This is a genomic window from Pseudomonas mandelii, from assembly GCF_024138395.1.
In the GTDB taxonomy this organism is placed as follows: domain Bacteria; phylum Pseudomonadota; class Gammaproteobacteria; order Pseudomonadales; family Pseudomonadaceae; genus Aquipseudomonas; species Aquipseudomonas mandelii_E.
In genome coordinates, this window is record NZ_JAMYDU010000005.1 from 26455 (window position 1) to 45532 (window position 19078).

The window sequence follows — 19078 nt, forward strand, 5'->3', positions numbered from 1 at the left end:
AGGTAGAAGACCATGGCACGACTAAAAGAGATTTACTGGAAGGAAATCGCACCGAAGCTTAAGGAAGAACTTAAGCTTTCGAACGTGATGGAAGTTCCACGCGTTACCAAAATCACCCTGAACATGGGTCTGGGCGAAGCGGTCGGTGACAAAAAAGTCATCGAGCACGCTGTTGCCGACCTGGAAAAGATCACCGGTCAGAAAGTCGTTGTGACTTACGCTCGGAAATCCATCGCTGGCTTTAAAGTCCGTGAAGGTTGGCCGATCGGCGTCAAGGTGACCCTGCGCCGTGAGCGTATGTACGAATTCCTGGATCGTCTGCTGTCGATCTCCCTGCCTCGGGTACGCGACTTCCGCGGCCTGAATGCCAAGTCCTTCGATGGTCGTGGTAACTACAGCATGGGCGTTAAAGAGCAGATCATCTTCCCGGAAATCGACTACGACAAGATCGATGCTCTCCGCGGTCTGGACATTACCCTGACCACCACTGCCAAGAACGATGATGAAGGTCGCGCTCTGCTGCGCGCTTTCAAATTCCCGTTCCGCAACTGATTGGAGTAGGAAAATGGCCAAGATGAGCATGAAAAACCGCGAGCTGAAGCGTCAGCTCACGGTTGCCAAGTACGCCAAAAAGCGTGCAGCACTGAAAGCTATCATCGTTGATCTGAACGCAAGTCCAGAAGCGCGTTGGGAAGCTACAGTAGCTCTGCAGAAGCAGCCACGTGACGCAAGCGCCTCGCGCATGCGTAACCGCTGCCGCCTGACCGGTCGTCCACACGGCGTTTACCGCAAGTTCGGCCTCGGCCGTAACAAACTGCGTGAAGCTGCAATGCGTGGTGACGTACCTGGTCTGGTTAAAGCCAGCTGGTAAGCACTATCAAAGTCTCGGTGTTCGGGATCGCAAGATCCTGACCGCCGGTGACCTTGAACTTGAATCAAGCCCCTATTGGGGCTTGATTCATTTGTGGGGTGTGTCTAGAATACCCGGCTCGCCTGAGCCCGTGCTTTTTTCGCGCGGATGTACTCGGCGACACGTAGTAGCCGCAAGGCTAATTTTTTGTGTATTAGGAGCGTCTAGCCCATGAGTATGCAGGACCCGTTAGCGGACATGCTAACTCGAATCCGTAATGCCCAGATGGCTGAAAAGTCCGTCGTAAGCATGCCATCTTCTACTTTGAAGGTAGCTGTTGCCAAAGTCCTGAAGGACGAAGGTTACATTGCGGGTTATCAGATCAGCAGCGAAATCAAGCCACTGCTGTCCATCGAGCTGAAGTACTTCGAAGGCCGTCCGGTCATCGAAGAAGTGAAGCGCGTTAGCCGTCCAGGCCTGCGTCAGTACAAGTCCGTCGATGATCTGCCAAAAGTTCGTGGCGGTCTCGGTGTGTCTATCGTCTCCACCAACAAAGGTGTGATGACGGATCGTGCTGCGCGCGCTGCCGGTGTCGGCGGCGAAGTTCTTTGCACTGTGTTCTAAGGGGGGATAAGCATGTCACGCGTCGCTAAGAACCCCGTTAAGCTGCCAGCCGGTGTCGAAGTCAAATTCGCAGGCCAACAGCTTTCGGTGAAGGGTGCCAAGGGTACTCTCGAACTGAACATCCATTCGTCCGTTGAGATCGTTGAAGAAGCTGGTGAGCTGCGTTTCGCTGCTCGCAATGGCGATCAACAAACTCGCGCAATGGCTGGTACCACTCGTGCGTTGGTTAACAACATGGTCCAAGGCGTAAGCCAAGGCTTCGAGCGCAAGCTCCAGCTGGTCGGTGTTGGTTACAAAGCGCAAGCAAAAGGCACAGTGCTGAACCTGGCTCTTGGCTTCTCGCACCCAGTGGATTATGAACTGCCGGAAGGCATCACCGCTGAGACTCCTAGCCAGACCGATATCCTGATCAAGGGCATCGATAAGCAGCTGGTAGGTCAAGTGGCCGCCGAGATCCGCGACTTCCGTCCACCAGAGCCGTACAAAGGCAAAGGTGTGCGCTACGCGGACGAAGTCGTCCGTCGTAAAGAAGCCAAGAAGAAGTAGGGCATAGCAAATGACCGACAAAAAAGTTACTCGACTGCGTCGCGCTCGCAAAGCACGCCTGAAAATGCACGAACTCGAAGTCGTGCGTCTCTGCGTGTTCCGCTCGTCGCAGCACATCTACGCCCAGGTCATTTCGGCCGACGGCAACAAAGTCCTGGCAAGTGCCTCGACTTTGGATAAAGAACTGCGTGATGGCGCCACTGGCAACATCGACGCGGCCACTAAGGTTGGCCAGCTGGTCGCTACGCGTGCTAAAGCCGCTGGCGTCTCGCAGGTGGCTTTCGACCGCTCTGGCTTCAAGTACCACGGCCGCGTCAAGGCGCTGGCTGATGCTGCTCGTGAAGCTGGGCTGGAGTTCTAAGTTATGTCAAATAACGACCAAAAGCGCGACGAAGGCTACATCGAGAAGCTGGTTCAAGTTAACCGCGTAGCCAAAACCGTTAAAGGCGGCCGTATCTTCACTTTCACCGCGTTGACCGTGGTTGGTGATGGTAAAGGGCGTGTTGGCTTCGGCCGTGGCAAGTCGCGTGAAGTGCCTGCTGCGATCCAGAAGGCAATGGAAGCTGCTCGCCGCAACATGATCCAAGTTGATCTGAACGGCACCACCCTGCAGTACGCAATGAAGTCCGCCCATGGCGCTTCGAAGGTGTACATGCAGCCTGCTTCTGAAGGTACCGGTATCATCGCTGGCGGCGCTATGCGTGCTGTCCTCGAAGTTGCTGGCGTTCAGAACGTTCTGGCCAAGTGCTACGGCTCGACTAACCCGGTAAACGTGGTTCACGCCACTTTCAAAGGTTTGAAAGCTATGCAGTCTCCTGAATCCATTGCCGCCAAGCGTGGCAAAAGCGTCAAGGAGATCTTCTGATCATGGCTACCGTTAAAGTTACGCTGATCAAAAGCATGACCGGCCGCATCCCTAACCACAAACTGTGCGTTAAGGGTCTGGGTCTGCGTCGCATCGGTCACACTGTAGAAGTACTTGATACTCCCGAGAATCGCGGGATGATCAACAAGGCTTACTACATGCTGCGTGTCGAGGGTTAATCGATGAAACTCAATGATCTGAGTCCAGCGCCGGGTTCCCGTCGCGAAAAGCATCGTCCGGGCCGTGGTATCGGTAGTGGTTTGGGCAAGACCGGTGGCCGTGGCCACAAAGGTCAGTCCTCCCGCTCCGGTGGCACCATTGCTCCAGGCTTTGAAGGCGGTCAACAGCCGCTGCATCGTCGCCTGCCGAAGTTCGGTTTCGTTTCCCTGAAGGCCATGGATCGCGCAGAAGTGCGTTTGTCCGAGCTGGCTAAAGTGGAAGGCGACATCGTCACCGTGCAGTCCCTGAAAGATGCCAACGTGATCAACGTCAACGTTCAGCGTGTGAAAATCATGCTGTCCGGCGAAGTTACTCGCGCTGTCACCATCGGAAAGGGAATCGGCGCCACCAAAGGTGCGCGTGCGGCTATCGAAGCAGCTGGCGGCAAGTTCGAGGAATAAATGGCTAAGCAAGGTGCTCTCTCTGCGCTCGGCAAAGGCGGTATGTCTGAACTTTGGGCTCGTCTGCGTTTTCTATTCTTGGCGATTATCGTCTACCGAATAGGCGCACACATCCCGGTTCCAGGTATCAACCCGGACCGACTCGCGGACCTGTTTCGACAGAATGAGGGGACCATTCTTAGCTTGTTCAACATGTTTTCCGGCGGCGCGCTGGAACGGATGAGCATCTTTGCACTGGGGATCATGCCGTACATTTCGGCATCGATCATCATGCAGCTGATGACCGCCGTCAGCCCGCAGCTGGAACAGTTGAAGAAGGAAGGTGAAGCTGGGCGTCGCAAGATTGCTCAGTACACCCGCTACGGCACTGTCGTCCTCGCTCTTGTTCAGGCAATTGGCATGTCCATTGGTCTGGCAGGGCAGGGCGTTGCGTTCACTGGTGACTTTGGCTTCCATTTCGTCGCGGTATCCACGTTTGTGGCTGGTGCGATGTTCATGATGTGGCTGGGTGAGCAGATTACTGAGCGTGGTGTTGGCAACGGTATCTCGATGTTGATTTTCGCAGGTATCGTCGCCGGTCTTCCGAGAGCGATCGGGCAGTCTTTCGAGTCTGCGCGTCAGGGTGATATCAACATTTTTGCCCTGGTTGCCATCGGTTTGCTGGCAGTAGCGATTATCGGTTTCGTGGTGTTCATTGAGCGTGGTCAGCGTCGTATTGCTGTTCATTACGCCAAGCGTCAGCAGGGCCGTAAGGTCTTTGCTGCGCAGACTAGCCACTTGCCGTTGAAGGTGAACATGGCCGGTGTTATTCCGGCCATTTTCGCGAGCAGCATTTTGCTGTTCCCGGCTTCGTTGGGTACCTGGTTCGGTCAGTCTGAAGGTATGGGCTGGCTGCAGGACATCTCGCAGTCGATCGCTCCTGGTCAGCCGTTGAATATTCTGCTGTTTAGTGCAGGGATTATTTTCTTCTGCTTCTTCTATACGGCGTTGATGTTCAATCCGAAAGACGTAGCGGAAAACCTGAAGAAGTCCGGTGCCTTTATTCCGGGCATCCGTCCAGGTGAGCAGTCTGCGCGCTACATTGATGGCGTTCTGACTCGTTTGACCCTGTTCGGTGCTCTATATATGACGGCCGTGTGTCTGTTGCCCCAGTTCCTGGTGGTTGCGGCAAACGTTCCGTTCTACCTTGGCGGGACCTCGTTGCTGATCGTCGTCGTGGTTGTGATGGACTTCATGTCCCAAGTACAATCGCACCTCGTTTCGCACCAGTACGAATCCCTGATGAAGAAAGCCAACCTGAAGGGTTACGGCAGCGGCATGTTGCGCTGAGTACCCATAAGGTTCGAGGAGTTGGTGATGAAAGTTCGTGCATCGGTGAAAAAGCTGTGCCGTAACTGCAAGATTATTCGCCGCGAAGGTGTTGTTCGAGTAATTTGCAGCGCGGAACCGCGTCACAAACAGCGCCAAGGCTGAGTGTGATTGTGCTTCAAGCCCGGCAGCTAGTGCGCTGCCGGGTTGATTATTTGTTATTACAGCGATATTATCTCGCGCCCTATTTCTTGGCTTCCGGGGCGTAGGTAGCTGTCAATTGGAGTCCCACTGAATGGCCCGTATTGCAGGCGTTAACATTCCAGATAACAAGCATACTGTTATCTCGCTGACCTACATCTATGGTGTTGGTCGCACTACTGCACAGAAAATTTGTGCAGTGACTGGGGTAAACCCAGCCGCAAAGATCAAAGATCTGAGCGACGAGCAGATTGAACAGCTGCGTGGCGAAGTGGCGAAGTTCACCACTGAAGGTGACCTGCGTCGCGAAATCAACATGAAAATCAAGCGTTTGATGGACCTCGGTTGCTATCGCGGTCTGCGTCATCGTCGTGGTCTTCCAGTACGCGGTCAGCGTACCAAGACTAACGCGCGTACCCGTAAAGGTCCGCGTAAGCCGATCCGCAAGTAATCGCCCCAGCGAATCGACAGGAAATTAATCATGGCTAAACCTGCTGCTCGTCCTCGTAAAAAAGTTAAAAAGACAGTGGTTGATGGCATCGCCCACATCCATGCTTCTTTTAACAACACAATCGTGACCATCACCGACCGTCAAGGCAACGCTCTTTCCTGGGCTACCTCTGGTGGTTCGGGTTTCCGCGGTTCCCGCAAGTCCACCCCGTTCGCTGCTCAAGTAGCTGCTGAACGTGCTGGTCAAGCTGCGCTGGAATACGGCCTGAAAAACCTCGACGTTAACGTCAAAGGTCCAGGCCCAGGTCGTGAATCCGCAGTCCGCGCTTTGAACGGCTGTGGCTACAAGATCGCCAGCATCACCGACGTGACGCCAATCCCGCACAACGGGTGCCGTCCGCCGAAGAAGCGCCGCGTGTAATCCAGGAGATTGTAAAGAATGGCTCGTTACATTGGTCCAAAATGCAAACTCGCTCGTCGTGAAGGCACCGATCTCTTTCTGAAGAGCGGCGTGCGCGCGATCGAATCGAAGTGCAACATCGAAGCAGCACCTGGTATCCACGGCCAACGCCGCGGTCGCCAGTCCGATTACGGCACCCAACTGCGTGAAAAGCAGAAGGTCCGTCGTATCTACGGCGTTCTCGAGCGTCAATTCAGCGGCTACTACAAAGAAGCTGCTGGCAAGAAAGGCGCAACTGGCGAAAACCTGTTGCAACTGCTCGAATGCCGTCTGGACAACGTTGTATACCGTATGGGTTTTGGCTCTACTCGTGCCGAATCCCGTCAGCTGGTATCGCACAAGTCGATCAGCGTTAACGGTCAGACCGTAAACGTTCCGTCTTACCAGGTTCGTGCTGGTGACGTGGTCGCAGTTCGCGAGAAAGCAAAGAACCAACTTCGCATTGTCCAAGCTCTCGATCTGTGTGCCCAACGTGGCCGCGTAGAATGGGTAGAAGTAGACACTGAGAAGAAGTCGGGCGTTTTCAAGAACGTTCCTGCTCGCAGTGATCTGTCCGCCGACATCAACGAAAGCCTGATTGTCGAGCTCTACTCCAAGTAAGGGCTAGAAAATAGGTGCATCCATGCAGATTTCGGTAAATGAGTTCCTGACACCCCGCCATATTGATGTGCAGGTTGTCAGTCCAACCCGCGCCAAGATCACTCTCGAGCCTCTCGAGCGTGGTTTTGGCCACACCCTGGGCAACGCGCTGCGCCGCATCCTGTTGTCCTCAATGCCCGGCTGTGCAGTAGTCGAGGCCGAGATTGACGGTGTGCTCCATGAGTACAGCGCCATCGAAGGTGTACAGGAAGACGTAATTGAAATCCTGTTGAACCTTAAAGGTCTGGCTATCAAGCTGCACGGTCGAGACGAAGTTACGCTGACCTTGTCGAAGAAGGGTTCGGGGGTGGTTACCGCTGCCGATATTCAGCTGGATCATGATGTCGAGATCGTTAACCCCGATCACGTAATCGCTAACCTGGCGTCTAACGGCGCCCTGAACATGAAGCTCACTGTAGCTCGTGGTCGTGGTTATGAACCGGCAGACTCGCGTCAGAGCGATGAAGACGAAAGCCGCAGCATCGGTCGCTTGCAGCTTGACTCTTCGTTCAGCCCGGTTCGCCGTATCGCATACGTGGTGGAAAACGCCCGTGTCGAACAGCGTACTAACCTGGACAAGCTGGTTATTGATCTGGAAACCAACGGTACCCTGGATCCTGAAGAGGCTATCCGCCGTGCTGCAACCATTCTGCAACAGCAGTTGGCTGCGTTCGTCGATCTCAAAGGTGACAGTGAGCCAGTGGTTGTCGAGCAGGAAGACGAGATCGATCCGATCCTGCTTCGCCCGGTTGACGATCTGGAACTGACTGTACGTTCGGCTAACTGCCTTAAGGCGGAAAACATCTACTACATCGGTGACCTGATTCAGCGTACCGAAGTAGAGCTGTTGAAGACTCCGAACCTTGGCAAGAAATCCTTGACTGAAATCAAGGACGTTCTGGCCTCCCGCGGTCTGTCCCTCGGCATGCGCCTCGACAACTGGCCGCCTGCAAGTCTTAAGAAGGACGACAAGGCGACTGCCTGATCGTCGTAATCACCGAACGTAGTGTTTGGTAAGGAATGAACCATGCGTCATCGTAAAAGTGGTCGTCACCTGAGCCGCACCAGCTCGCACCGCAAGGCCATGTTTCAAAACATGGCGGTGTCGCTGTTCGAGCACGAGCTGATCAAAACTACACTGCCAAAAGCCAAAGAACTGCGCCGCGTTGCTGAGCCGCTGATCACTTTGGCCAAGACAGACAGTCTGGCTAACCGCCGTCTGGCTTTCGACCGTACTCGTTCGAAAGCTATCGTTGGTAAGCTCTTCAACGACCTGGGCAAGCGTTATGCTACCCGTGAGGGTGGCTACCTGCGCATCCTCAAGTGCGGCTTCCGCACTGGCGACAACGCGCCTATGGCGTACGTCGAGTTGGTTGATCGTCCTGTCGGCGGTGAAGCTGTATCCGCTGAGTAAGACGTCAGTCTGAAACAAAGAACCGGGCCTAGTGCCCGGTTTTTTGTGCGTCTAAGAAACGCGCTGTTTGTACAAGCTTCCTTGCGGTTCATAACTTCAGTATATGAGCGGGATTGTTGGTAGTATTTTTCTATTGATATCTGCAAATTAATGAATTTGTAGGTGTCATGGTTGATGGTCAATACTCCCTCCCACGCCGATTAGCCGGCAGTTCCAAAACTGACAGAGGATGAGATCGCATGAGCCAAAACAAAACGCTTACGACCGCCAGTGGCGCTCCTGTCGCCGACAACCAGAATTCCCGCTCCGCCGGCCCTCGTGGCCCTTTGTTGCTCGACGATTTCCACCTGATCGAGAAGCTTGCGCACTTCAACCGTGAAAACATTCCTGAGCGTCGTGTACACGCCAAAGGTTCGGGTGCTTACGGTACATTCACCGTAACGCGCGATATCACTCAGTACACCAGTGCCAAGCTATTTGAATCCGTCGGCAAACAAACCCCGACCTTCCTGCGATTCTCCACTGTGGGCGGCGAACGCGGTTCGGCCGACACCGAGCGTGATCCACGCGGTTTTGCCCTGAAGTTCTACACAGAGGAAGGCAACTGGGACATCGTCGGTAACAACACGCCGGTGTTCTTCATCCGTGATCCGCTGAAATTCCCTGACTTTATCCATACCCAGAAGCGTCTGCCGCAAAGCAACCTGAAAAGCGCGCAGATGATGTGGGATTTCTGGTCGCATTCGCCTGAGGCGTTGCACCAAGTCACCATTTTGTTCTCGGATCGCGGTATCCCTGATGGTTATCGTCACATGCACGGCTTCGGTAGCCACACCTACAGCCTGATCAACGCCAATGGCGAACGTCACTGGGTGAAGTGGCACTACAAAACCAAACAAGGGATCAAGAACCTCGCCCCCGCAGAAGCAGCGCGCCTGGCGGGTACCGATCCGGATTACGCACAACGTGACCTGTTTGGCGCCATTGAGCGCGGTGATTTCCCGAAATGGAGTGTCAATATCCAGATCATGACCGAGGCCCAGGCCGAGGCTCATTACGAGAACCCGTTTGACGTGACCAAAACCTGGTCGCAGAAAGAGTTTCCGCTGATCGAAGTGGGTGAGTTGGAGCTCAACCGTAATCCGCTGAACTACTTCGCTGAAGTCGAGCAGGCGGCGTTCGGTCCGAGCAATATGGTCCCGGGTGTCGGTCTGTCGCCTGACCGCATGTTGCAAGGTCGCGTGTTCGCTTACGCTGATGCCCACCGCTACCGTGTTGGCACCAATCACCAGCAACTGCCGGTAAATGCGCCTCGCAACCCAGTCAACACTTACCAGCGCGATGGCTCCATGGCATTGGGGGCCAATGGTGGTGCAGCACCGAACTACGAGCCGAACAGCTACGTAGAATCACCGAAACAGGCACCGCGCTACGCGGAACCTGCGTTGGCCTTGAGCGGCGCGGCTGATCGTTACGATCATCGCGAAGACACCGACTACTACAGCCACGCCGGTGCGCTGTTCCGCCTGATGAGTGATGAGCAGAAGGCCTTGCTGGTCAACAACATTGCCGGCGCGATGGCTGGTGTTTCCAGCGATGTGGTTGATCGCCAATTGCAGCATTTCTTCAAGGCCGATCCGGCGTATGGAGAAGCAATCGCAAAGGCGCTCAACGTACAGCTTAACTAAGTCTAAACGATAAGCAGAACCGCCCTCATTTGGGCGGTTTTTGCGTTATTTAAGCTGCTTTTCTAAGAATATCTTCGCTTTTATAGCGTCTGGCGAGTGACCTTCCGGTCAGGTTGGTTCAAACTACAGACTTTAAAGCAGGGAGATGTAGGGCGATGCAAGGTCACCCAGACGTAATCGATTACCTCAACACGTTGCTGACAGGCGAACTGGCAGCTCGTGATCAATATTTCATCCATTCGCGGATGTACGAGGACTGGGGTTTCACCGAGCTCTACGAACGTATCAACCACGAGATGGAAGAAGAGGCGCAACACGCTGACGCCTTGATGCGTCGGATCCTCATGCTCGAAGGTACCCCGCGTATGCGTCCGGACGATCTGGATGTCGGCGCCACTGTGCCTGACATGCTCGCCGCCGACCTGCGTCTGGAATACAAAGTTCGCGCAGCTCTGTGCAAGGGCATCGAGCTTTGCGAGCTGCACAAGGATTACGTCAGCCGCGAGATCCTGCGCATTCAGCTGGCCGATACCGAAGAAGATCACACCTACTGGCTCGAGAAGCAGCTGGGTCTGATCAAACTGATTGGTCTGGAAAACTATCTGCAATCGCAGTTCTGATGCTGTTGTAGGAGCAGGGGGGGGGCGCCTAGCCATTGCCCGCGAAGGGATCGCCGCGGTGCACAGCCGGACCGAGGTGAGGCCTTCGCGGGCAAGCCTCGCTCCTACAGATACGCACAAAAAAGCCCCTGTCACCGATGAAGTGACAGGGGCTTTTTCGTGGCCCTGATTCAGGCCCTGTCGCGAGCCAGCAGCGGTTTCAGGTAGAAGCCAGTGTGAGACTGCTTCATCTCGGACACTTCCTCCGGTGTACCGACGGCAATGATCTGGCCACCTTTGGAACCACCTTCCGGCCCCAGGTCCACCAACCAGTCGGCGGTCTTGATCACGTCCAGGTTGTGCTCGATTACTACCACGGTATTGCCGTGATCGCGCAGACGATGCAACACGTCGAGCAGTTGCTGGATATCCGCAAAGTGCAGGCCGGTGGTCGGCTCATCGAGGATGTACAGCGTCTTGCCGGTATCGCGCTTGGACAGCTCGCGAGACAGCTTCACCCGCTGGGCTTCACCGCCGGACAGCGTCGTCGCCGATTGCCCCAGCTTGATGTACGAAAGGCCTACGTCCATCAACGTCTGAAGCTTGCGCGCCAAGGCTGGGACGGCGTCGAAGAACACCCGGGCTTCCTCGATGGTCATCTCGAGGGTCTCGTGGATGCTCTTGCCCTTGTACTTGATCTCCAGAGTTTCGCGGTTGTAGCGCTTGCTCTTGCAGACGTCGCACGGGACATAGATGTCCGGCAGGAAGTGCATTTCCACTTTGATCAGGCCATCGCCCTGACAAGCTTCGCAGCGTCCCCCTTTCACGTTGAAGGAGAAGCGCCCCGGCCCATAACCTCGGGAGCGGGATTCCGGCACACCGGCGAACAATTCGCGTATCGGCGTGAACAGCCCGGTGTAGGTTGCGGGGTTGGAACGTGGCGTGCGACCGATCGGGCTCTGGTCAATGTCGACGACCTTATCCAGATGCTCCAGACCTTTGATGTTGTCGTGAGCTGCAGCTTCCAGGGTCGTTGCGCCATTGAGTGCGGTGGCGCTCAAAGGAAACAGCGTGTTGTTGATCAGCGTTGATTTGCCCGAACCGGAGACACCGGTCACGCAGGTCAGCAGACCGATCGGAATTTCCAGGTCGACGTTGCGCAAGTTGTTGCCGCGAGCGCCTTTGAGGGCCAACGACAACTTCTTGTTACGCGGCGTGCGCTTGGCTGGAACTGCGATCTTTACCCGGCCCGACAGGTACTTGCCGGTTAGCGAATCAGGGTGAGCCATGACCTCGGCCGGTGTCCCTTCGGCGACGATATGCCCACCGTGCACACCCGCGCCCGGGCCGATATCCACCACATAATCGGCCAGACGAATCGCGTCTTCGTCGTGCTCGACCACGATTACCGTGTTGCCGATGTCGCGCAAGTGCTTGAGGGTGCCCAGCAATCGGTCGTTATCGCGCTGGTGCAGACCGATCGACGGTTCATCGAGGATGTACAGAACCCCCACCAGGCCGGCGCCAATCTGACTGGCCAGACGTATCCGTTGGGCCTCACCGCCCGACAGCGTATCGGCACTGCGATCCAGCGACAGGTAGTCCAGGCCGACATTGACCAGAAACTGCAGGCGCTCGCGGATTTCCTTGAGAATCTTGTCGGCGATCTCGCCACGGCGACCGGTCAGTTTCAGCACGCCGAAATATTCACAGGCGTCGCCGATCGGCAGGTTGGTTACCGCTGGCAAGGTCTTCTCGCCAACCCACACGTGTCGCGCCTCGCGACGCAGACGGGTGCCGCGGCAATCCGGGCAGGGTTGGGTGCTGAGGAACTTGGCCAGCTCTTCACGGACCGAAGCCGATTCGGTTTCGCGGTAGCGGCGTTCCAGGTTCGGCACGATGCCTTCGAACGGGTGTGAACGTTTGACGATGTCGCCACGGTCGTTCAGGTATTTGAAGTCGACGTTCTGCGAGCCACTGCCGTGCAGGATGAACTTCTGCTGATCGGCCGGCAGGTCATTGAACGGCATTTCAAGGCTGAATTTGTAGTGCGAGGCCAGCGACCCGAGCATCTGGAAGTAATAGACGTTGCGCCGGTCCCAGCCGCGAATAGCGCCTTCGGCCAAGGTCAGTTCACCGTTCACCAGTCGTTTGGTGTCGAAGAACTGTTTAACCCCCAGACCATCGCACGTCGGGCAGGCGCCGGCCGGGTTGTTGAAGGAGAATAGCTTGGGTTCCAGCTCGCTGATGGCGTGGCCACAGATCGGGCAGGCAAAGCGCGCGGAGAAGATGATTTCTTCGCCGGGCTCGTCATCCATCGGCGCAACGAGGGCGATGCCGTCCGCCAGTTTCAACGCAGTCTCGAACGACTCAGCCAATCGCTGTTGCAGATCGGCGCGGACCTTGAAGCGGTCGACCACGACATCGATCGAGTGCTTCTTCTGTTTATCCAGCTTCGGCAACTCGTCCAGCTCGCAGAGCCTGCCATTGACGCGGGCCCGCACAAAACCCTGGGCGCGCAGTTCTTCGAAGACCGAGAGGTGCTCGCCTTTGCGCTCGCGGATCACCGGGGCCAGCAGCATTAATTTGCTGCCCTCCGGTTGTGCCAGCACCAGGTCGACCATCTGGCTGACGGTCTGGGCTTCCAGCGGAATGTCGTGGTCCGGGCAGCGCGGAATACCGACGCGAGCGTAGAGCAGGCGCAGGTAATCGTAGATTTCGGTAATGGTGCCAACCGTCGAGCGCGGGTTGTGCGAGGTCGACTTCTGTTCGATGGAGATCGCTGGCGACAGGCCTTCAATGGTGTCGACGTCAGGTTTTTCCATCATCGACAGGAACTGCCGGGCGTAGGCCGACAGCGATTCGACATAACGGCGCTGGCCTTCGGCGTACAGAGTGTCGAAAGCCAGGGACGACTTGCCGGATCCGGACAGGCCAGTGATAACGATCAGTTTGTCCCGTGGCAGGGTCAGGTCGATGTTCTTCAGGTTGTGGGTTCGGGCCCCACGAATCAGGATCTTGTCCAAAGTGGCCTCGCTCGGCGGGCGTCGAAAACGTAGGAGTATACGGCCAAATACTGGATGGATGCACACTATCAAATGCGGGGTGCGCAGCGTTGCATGAAGACTGCGTCATCTGTGCGCGTCATAGCGTCGCGATATACCCCGTCAATCGATGGGACTGGTAGAATCGCCGCCGGTTCACATGAGGTTTTTCCATGCACGATCCCCACAGCGAACGCATGAGTGGCAGTGAGACCCGCGCAGCAAGCGGTCTGGCCCTGGTGTTCGCCTTCCGTATGCTTGGCATGTTCATGGTGTTGCCGGTTCTGGCGACCTATGGGATGGACCTGGCAGGAGCGACCCCGGCCCTCATCGGGTTGGCGATTGGCGCTTACGGCCTGACCCAGGCGATCTTTCAGATTCCTTTTGGCTTCATTTCCGACCGCATCGGTCGCCGTCCGGTGATTTACCTGGGGCTGATCATCTTCGCCCTGGGGAGCGTGCTGGCGGCCAATGCCGATTCGATCTGGGGCGTCATCGCCGGACGGATCCTGCAAGGCGCAGGGGCGATTTCCGCGGCGGTCATGGCGTTGCTGTCAGACCTGACCCGGGAACAGCATCGGACCAAAGCCATGGCCATGATCGGCATGACGATTGGTCTGTCGTTCGCTGTCGCCATGGTTGTAGGACCATTGCTGACCCGTGTCTTCGGTCTGTCCGGGTTGTTCTTCGCCACCGGTGGCATGGCGCTGGTCGGCATCGTCATCGTGATGTTCATGGTGCCGCGTGCAACCGGGCCGTTGCAGCACCGCGAGTCCGGCGTCGCGCGCCAGGCGTTGATACCGACACTCAAGCACCCGGACCTGCTGCGCCTGGACCTGGGCATTTTTGTGTTGCATGCGATGTTGATGTCGAGCTTCGTGGCATTGCCCCTGGCCCTGGTCGAAAAAGCCGGGCTGCCCAAAGAGCAGCACTGGTGGGTCTACCTGACCGCGCTACTGATTTCCTTCTTCGCCATGATCCCGTTCATTATCTACGGCGAGAAGAGACGCAAAATGAAACGAGTTTTGCTCGGTGCCGTCGTGACGCTGATGTTCACTGAGCTATTCTTCTGGCAGTTCGGCGACAGCTTGCGGGCTCTGGTAATCGGCACGGTGGTGTTCTTCACCGCGTTCAATCTGCTGGAAGCCTCCTTGCCATCGCTGATCAGCAAGGTTTCACCGGCAGGCGGCAAGGGCACGGCGATGGGGGTTTATTCCACCAGTCAGTTCCTCGGTTCGGCACTGGGCGGGATCCTCGGCGGCTGGATGTTCCAGCACGGCGGTTTGTCGGTTGTATTCCTCGGATGCGCCGGCCTGGCTGCACTTTGGCTAGTCTTTGCTGTTACCATGCGGGAACCTCCGTATGTGACGAGCCTGCGCTTGCCGTTGTCGCCCGAAGCGATTCGTGAAGCTGGCCTGATCGAGCGCCTGAAGGCCGTCGTTGGAGTAACCGATGCAATCGTGGTTGCCGATGAAGCGGCGATTTACATCAAACTGGACACCGAATTATTGGATCGCACTACCCTGGAGCGTCTGGTGAATAACCCGGCCGCGGCAGCGTGCGAAGCCTAGGAGAACGTTATGGCCCGTGGGGTTAACAAAGTCATATTGGTCGGCACTTGCGGCCAGGATCCCGAAGTTCGCTACTTGCCTAACGGTAACGCCGTGACCAACCTGAGTCTGGCGACCAGCGAACAGTGGACCGACAAGCAAACCGGTCAGAAGGTCGAGAAGACCGAATGGCACCGTGTTTCGATGTTCGGCAAGGTTGCCGAAATTGCCGGCGAATACCTGCGCAAAGGTTCGCAGGTGTACATCGAAGGCAAGCTGCAGACCCGCGAGTGGGAAAAAGACGGTATCAAGCGTTACACCACTGAAATCGTGGTCGACATGCAAGGCACCATGCAACTGTTGGGCGGTCGTCCACAACAGGGCGACCAACAAGGCGGGGGCAATAACTACCAGCAGTCCGCTCCGGCCCCACGCCAACAGGCTCCGCGTCCGCAGCAGTCGGCACCGCAACAGTCGCGCCAGGCACCAGCTCCACAGCAGGCCGCTCCTCAACCGGCTCCGGATTTCGACAGCTTTGATGACGATATCCCGTTCTAGGATACGGCTTGGACTTTCTTGTAAGGTTTAGCCTCAAAACCCCCGATCGGTCCTCTTGACTGGTCGGGGGTTTTCTTTTGCGCCTCATTTTTGTAGGAGCCAAGCTTGCTGGCGAAAAACGATGACGCGGTTGGTCTGATTAACCGCGTGACCGTTCTTCGCCAGCAAGCTTGGCTCTACAGAAATACGGTCAACGGGATAAAGTGGTCACATTGGCCCGTGCCGAGTGCAATTTCTTGTAGCTATCGATCAACCGCAGGTGCCTATCGAGCCCCTCCAGTTTCATGCTGGTCGGCGTCAAGCCATGGAAACGCACGCTCCCGTCCACCGATCCGATCGCTGCATCCATCCGCTCGTTGCCAAACATCCGGCGGAAATTGGCCTCGTAGTCTTCCAGTTCCAGGTCTTCATCCAGCTTCATCTCCAGCACCACATTGACGGCCTGGTAGAACAAGCCACGCTCAACCGTGTTGTCGTTGTACTGCAGGAACATTTCCACCGCCTCTTTCGCCTCTTCAAACTGTTGCAAGGCGAGATAAATCAGCAGCTTCAACTCCAGGATCGTCAGCTGACCCCAAGCCGTATTGTCGTCAAATTCGATGCCGATCAAGGAGGTGATGTCGGTGTAATCGTCCAGCTCGCTTTCCACCAGACGCTCAACCAGCGCTTGCAGTTCGTCTTCGTCCAGGCGATGCAGGTTCAGGATGTCGGCGCGGAAAAACAGCGCTTTGTTGGTGTTATCCCAGATCAGATCGTCCACGGGATAGATTTCCGAATAGTTCGGCACCAGGATGCGGCATGCCTTCGCGCCGATATGCTCGTAGACGGCCATGTACACTTCCTTGCCCATGCCTTCGAGAATGCCGAACAAGGTCGCGGCTTCCTCGGCATTCGAGTTTTCACCCTGGCCGGAGAAGTCCCACTCCACGAATTCGTAATCCGACTTGGCACTGAAGAAGCGCCACGACACCACGCCGCTGGAGTCGATAAAGTGCTCGACGAAGTTATTCGGCTCGGTCACTGCGTGGCCTTCAAAAGTCGGCTGGGGCAAGTCGTTGAGACCTTCGAAACTGCGGCCCTGCAGCAATTCGGTCAGGCTGCGTTCCAGCGCCACTTCCAGGCTCGGGTGCGCGCCGAACGAGGCGAACACGCCGCCGGTACGGGGGTTCATCAACGTGACGCACATCACCGGGAATTCACCACCCAGGGACGCATCCTTCACCAACACGGGGAACCCTTGCGCTTCCAGCGCCTGAATCCCGGCCAGTATCCCGGGGTACTTCGCCAGCACGTGGGCCGGCACATCCGGCAGTGCAAATTCACCTTCGATGATTTCGCGTTTTACCGCGCGCTCGAAGATCTCCGACAGGCACTGCACCTGGGCTTCGGCCAGCGTGTTACCGGCACTCATGCCGTTGCTCAGGAACAGGTTTTCAATCAGGTTGGACGGGAAATACACCACCTCGCCGTCCGACTGGCGCACGTACGGCAGCGAGCAGATGCCGCGCTCTTCATTGCCCGAGTTGGTATCGATCAGATGGGAGCCACGCAACTCGCCGTCGCGGTTGTAAATCTTCAGGCAGTACTCGTCGAGAATTTCAGTTGGCAGCTCATCTTTTCGGCCAGGCTTGAACCAGCGTTCGTCCGGATAGTGCACATACGCTGCGTTGGCGGTGTCTTCGCCCCAGAACTGGTCGTTGTAGAAGAAATTGCAGTTGAGTCGCTCGATAAACTCGCCCAACGCCGACGCCAACGCGCCTTCCTTGGTCGCACCCTTGCCGTTGGTAAAGCACATCGGCGAGTGCGCATCGCGGATATGCAGCGACCACACATTGGGCACGATATTGCGCCACGAGGCGATTTCAATCTTCATGCCCAGGTCCGCCAGAATGGCCGACATATTGGCAATGGTTTGCTCCAGCGGCAGATCCTTGCCCGCGATATAGGTGCCCGTCCCGGAATTGGAAGCAGGCATCAACAGCGCTTGGGCGTCGGCGTCGAGGTTTTCCACCTCTTCGATCACAAACTCAGGCCCGGCTTGCACCACTTTTTTCACAGTGCAACGGTCGATGGAACGCAGAATACCCTGGCGGTCCTTATCGGAGATGTCCGCCGGCAACTCGACCTGGATCTTGAAAATCTGGTTGTAGCGGTTTTCCGGATCAACAATGTTGTTCTGCGACAGGCGGATGTTATCCGTGGGAATACTGCGAGTGTCGCAGTACAACTTCACGAAATAAGCCGCACACAACGCCGACGACGCCAGGAAGTAGTCGAATGGACCAGGTGCCGAGCCATCGCCCTTGTAGCGGATAGGTTGATCGGCCACCACCGTGAAGTCATCGAACTTGGCTTCAAGTCGAAGGTTGTCGAGAAAGTTGACCTTGATTTCCATGGGGGATTACCAGAATAACGGGCTAGACGATTTGGCCGCCATTATCCGGTATTTCAGCCGTAAGTCTTGCGGGCATCGTACTTATGTCCACACCGGCGATGGATGGGTCAGTCGAGTATCAGGTGCGGCAAGAAACGGCTCGAATCCTTGGTGATCAAACTGTTGTCTTCTCGCACGCCAATACCGGCCGCTTGGTCGCCGATGACCCAAGAGCCAACCAGCGTAAAGCTGTCGCCAAACTTCGGCAGCGGGGCGAATTCCTGAAGGATAAATGGCGCGTCGGTGTAGGGCCCGTCCTCTTTCACGATCAGACCGTCAGCGGTTTGCAGCTCGATGTTGGCGCCTTCCCGGGAGAAGAACGGCTTGCGCACCCAGCCTTTGGGCACTGCTTTGCCTGGGTCGGCATCCAGGTGCGCCGCGAGCAGGTTCGGGTGACCTTTGTTGGACTCCCACAGCAGCGGCAGGATGCCCTTATTGGAGATGATGGATTTCCAGGCCGGTTCGAAAAACTGTGTATCGCTCTGAGCAATCGCTGCACCAAAGGGCTCGTGGAAGATGAATTCCCAGGCATGCAGCTTGAACAGATGAGGAATCCAGCGATCTTCTAAATCGACGAAACGTCCTTCATGGGTGAGGCCGATGTCCTCGATGTCGATGTGTCGCGATTCGATGCCGACCTTTTCCGCGATCAGGCGCAAGTAGTCGGTAGTGCCTTTGTCTTCGACCGAATCTTTCATCGAGGCGAAATAGAAGGGCTGTTTCAGCTGCAGTTGAGCAAAGGCCTGATGCAGCTTGGTGTCGATGCTGTTGAACTGGTCGGCATGCTTGGGTAGCAAGCCGCGTTCGATGCATTGCTCCAGCCAGCCCCACTGAAACGCCGCCGCCTCATACAGGCTGGTCGGCGTGTCGTAATTGAGTTCCAGCAACTTGGCCGGCCCGCTGCCGTTGTAGGAGAAATCCATACGCCCATACAGGTGCGGGTGGCCTTCGAGCCATGAAGTGCGAACCATGTCGAAGAATGGCGCCGGAATGCTCAGGCGCTCCAGCAGCTCCTCGCTCTGAACCACGCGAGCCACCAGATCCATGCACATCTCATGAATCTCGGTGGTTGGGTCTTCGAGATCGTTCTCGATCTGTTTGAGCGAGAACTGGTAATACGCGCTCTCGTCCCAATAGGGTTCGTCGTCGATGGTATGGAACAGAAAGCCAAGACTTTCGGCCGTCTGTTTCCAGTCATGACGCTCGGCGCAGAGGATTTTCTTCATGG

The 19078-nt window shown here is 56.4% G+C and carries 22 protein-coding genes; 19 read left to right on the top strand and 3 right to left on the bottom strand.

Going from position 1 to position 19078, the window contains the following annotated elements; translation table 11 throughout:
* The first annotated feature begins 12 nt into the window (after positions 1–12).
* From rplE to bfr, 17 genes are all read left to right on the top strand, one after another.
* Positions 13–552, top strand: a complete 540-nt coding sequence (gene rplE, locus NHU87_RS10590; protein WP_003176415.1) for a 50S ribosomal protein L5 — start codon at positions 13–15, stop codon at positions 550–552.
* Positions 553–565: 13 nt separating this feature from the next.
* The gene (rpsN, locus tag NHU87_RS10595; RefSeq protein ID WP_003176414.1) at positions 566–871 is read left to right on the top strand and encodes a 30S ribosomal protein S14; all 306 of its coding nucleotides are present in this window, start codon (positions 566–568) and stop codon (positions 869–871) included.
* A gap of 210 nt (positions 872–1081) precedes the next feature.
* The gene (gene rpsH, locus NHU87_RS10600; protein ID WP_003186040.1) at positions 1082–1474 is read left to right on the top strand and encodes a 30S ribosomal protein S8; all 393 of its coding nucleotides are present in this window, start codon (positions 1082–1084) and stop codon (positions 1472–1474) included.
* Positions 1475–1486: 12 nt separating this feature from the next.
* Entirely contained in the window at positions 1487–2020 is a 534-nt protein-coding gene (gene rplF / locus NHU87_RS10605; RefSeq protein WP_003176412.1) for a 50S ribosomal protein L6, read from the top strand.
* Between the two features lie 10 nt (positions 2021–2030).
* Positions 2031–2381 carry a 50S ribosomal protein L18 gene (gene rplR / locus NHU87_RS10610; RefSeq protein ID WP_003186037.1) on the top strand — a complete coding sequence of 117 codons (351 nt, stop codon included), beginning with the start codon at positions 2031–2033 and terminating at the stop codon, positions 2379–2381.
* Positions 2382–2384: 3 nt separating this feature from the next.
* On the top strand, positions 2385–2885 hold the full coding sequence (gene rpsE / locus NHU87_RS10615; protein ID WP_003186035.1) for a 30S ribosomal protein S5: 501 nt from the start codon (positions 2385–2387) through the stop codon (positions 2883–2885).
* 2 nt (positions 2886–2887) lie between these two features.
* Positions 2888–3064 (top strand): 50S ribosomal protein L30, encoded by a 177-nt coding sequence (rpmD, locus tag NHU87_RS10620; protein ID WP_003186033.1) that lies wholly within the window; start codon positions 2888–2890, stop codon positions 3062–3064.
* 3 nt (positions 3065–3067) lie between these two features.
* Positions 3068–3505, top strand: a complete 438-nt coding sequence (gene rplO, locus NHU87_RS10625) for a 50S ribosomal protein L15 (protein ID WP_007896782.1) — start codon at positions 3068–3070, stop codon at positions 3503–3505.
* A complete protein-coding gene (gene secY / locus NHU87_RS10630) occupies positions 3506–4834 on the top strand; it encodes a preprotein translocase subunit SecY (RefSeq protein ID WP_007896784.1) in 1329 nt (442 codons plus the stop codon).
* Positions 4835–4861: 27 nt separating this feature from the next.
* Positions 4862–4978: a 50S ribosomal protein L36 gene (gene rpmJ / locus NHU87_RS10635; protein ID WP_002555468.1), complete on the top strand. Its 117-nt coding sequence runs from the start codon at positions 4862–4864 to the stop codon at positions 4976–4978.
* Between the two features lie 130 nt (positions 4979–5108).
* Entirely contained in the window at positions 5109–5465 is a 357-nt protein-coding gene (rpsM, locus tag NHU87_RS10640) for a 30S ribosomal protein S13 (RefSeq protein ID WP_003186020.1), read from the top strand.
* A gap of 30 nt (positions 5466–5495) precedes the next feature.
* The gene (gene rpsK, locus NHU87_RS10645) at positions 5496–5885 is read left to right on the top strand and encodes a 30S ribosomal protein S11 (RefSeq protein ID WP_002555466.1); all 390 of its coding nucleotides are present in this window, start codon (positions 5496–5498) and stop codon (positions 5883–5885) included.
* Between the two features lie 18 nt (positions 5886–5903).
* Positions 5904–6524, top strand: a complete 621-nt coding sequence (gene rpsD, locus NHU87_RS10650) for a 30S ribosomal protein S4 (protein WP_003176404.1) — start codon at positions 5904–5906, stop codon at positions 6522–6524.
* A gap of 22 nt (positions 6525–6546) precedes the next feature.
* Entirely contained in the window at positions 6547–7548 is a 1002-nt protein-coding gene (locus NHU87_RS10655) for a DNA-directed RNA polymerase subunit alpha (protein WP_003186012.1), read from the top strand.
* A gap of 42 nt (positions 7549–7590) precedes the next feature.
* Positions 7591–7977 carry a 50S ribosomal protein L17 gene (gene rplQ / locus NHU87_RS10660; protein ID WP_007896790.1) on the top strand — a complete coding sequence of 129 codons (387 nt, stop codon included), beginning with the start codon at positions 7591–7593 and terminating at the stop codon, positions 7975–7977.
* A gap of 239 nt (positions 7978–8216) precedes the next feature.
* Positions 8217–9665 carry a catalase gene (locus tag NHU87_RS10665; RefSeq protein WP_253548093.1) on the top strand — a complete coding sequence of 483 codons (1449 nt, stop codon included), beginning with the start codon at positions 8217–8219 and terminating at the stop codon, positions 9663–9665.
* 155 nt (positions 9666–9820) lie between these two features.
* A complete protein-coding gene (gene bfr, locus NHU87_RS10670; protein ID WP_253548095.1) occupies positions 9821–10285 on the top strand; it encodes a bacterioferritin in 465 nt (154 codons plus the stop codon).
* Positions 10286–10455: 170 nt separating this feature from the next.
* Here the strand turns inward: bfr and uvrA are convergent, their stop codons facing one another.
* Entirely contained in the window at positions 10456–13290 is a 2835-nt protein-coding gene (gene uvrA / locus NHU87_RS10675; protein WP_253548097.1) for an excinuclease ABC subunit UvrA, read from the bottom strand.
* A 191-nt stretch (positions 13291–13481) separates the two neighbouring features.
* On the opposite strand from uvrA, the gene NHU87_RS10680 reads away from it, so the two are divergent.
* Complete coding sequence (locus tag NHU87_RS10680) at positions 13482–14879, top strand: MFS transporter (protein ID WP_253548099.1); 1398 nt, start codon at positions 13482–13484, stop codon at positions 14877–14879.
* A 9-nt stretch (positions 14880–14888) separates the two neighbouring features.
* Positions 14889–15416 carry a single-stranded DNA-binding protein gene (locus tag NHU87_RS10685; protein ID WP_016969466.1) on the top strand — a complete coding sequence of 176 codons (528 nt, stop codon included), beginning with the start codon at positions 14889–14891 and terminating at the stop codon, positions 15414–15416.
* A 190-nt stretch (positions 15417–15606) separates the two neighbouring features.
* Here NHU87_RS10685 and NHU87_RS10690 read toward each other — a convergent pair whose 3' ends face one another.
* Both NHU87_RS10690 and NHU87_RS10695 read right to left on the bottom strand, forming a co-directional pair.
* On the bottom strand, positions 15607–17811 hold the full coding sequence (locus NHU87_RS10690; RefSeq protein WP_253548101.1) for an OsmC domain/YcaO domain-containing protein: 2205 nt from the start codon (positions 17809–17811) through the stop codon (positions 15607–15609).
* 107 nt (positions 17812–17918) lie between these two features.
* Complete coding sequence (locus NHU87_RS10695) at positions 17919–19076, bottom strand: glutathionylspermidine synthase family protein (RefSeq protein ID WP_253548103.1); 1158 nt, start codon at positions 19074–19076, stop codon at positions 17919–17921.
* Positions 19077–19078 lie beyond the last annotated feature (2 nt).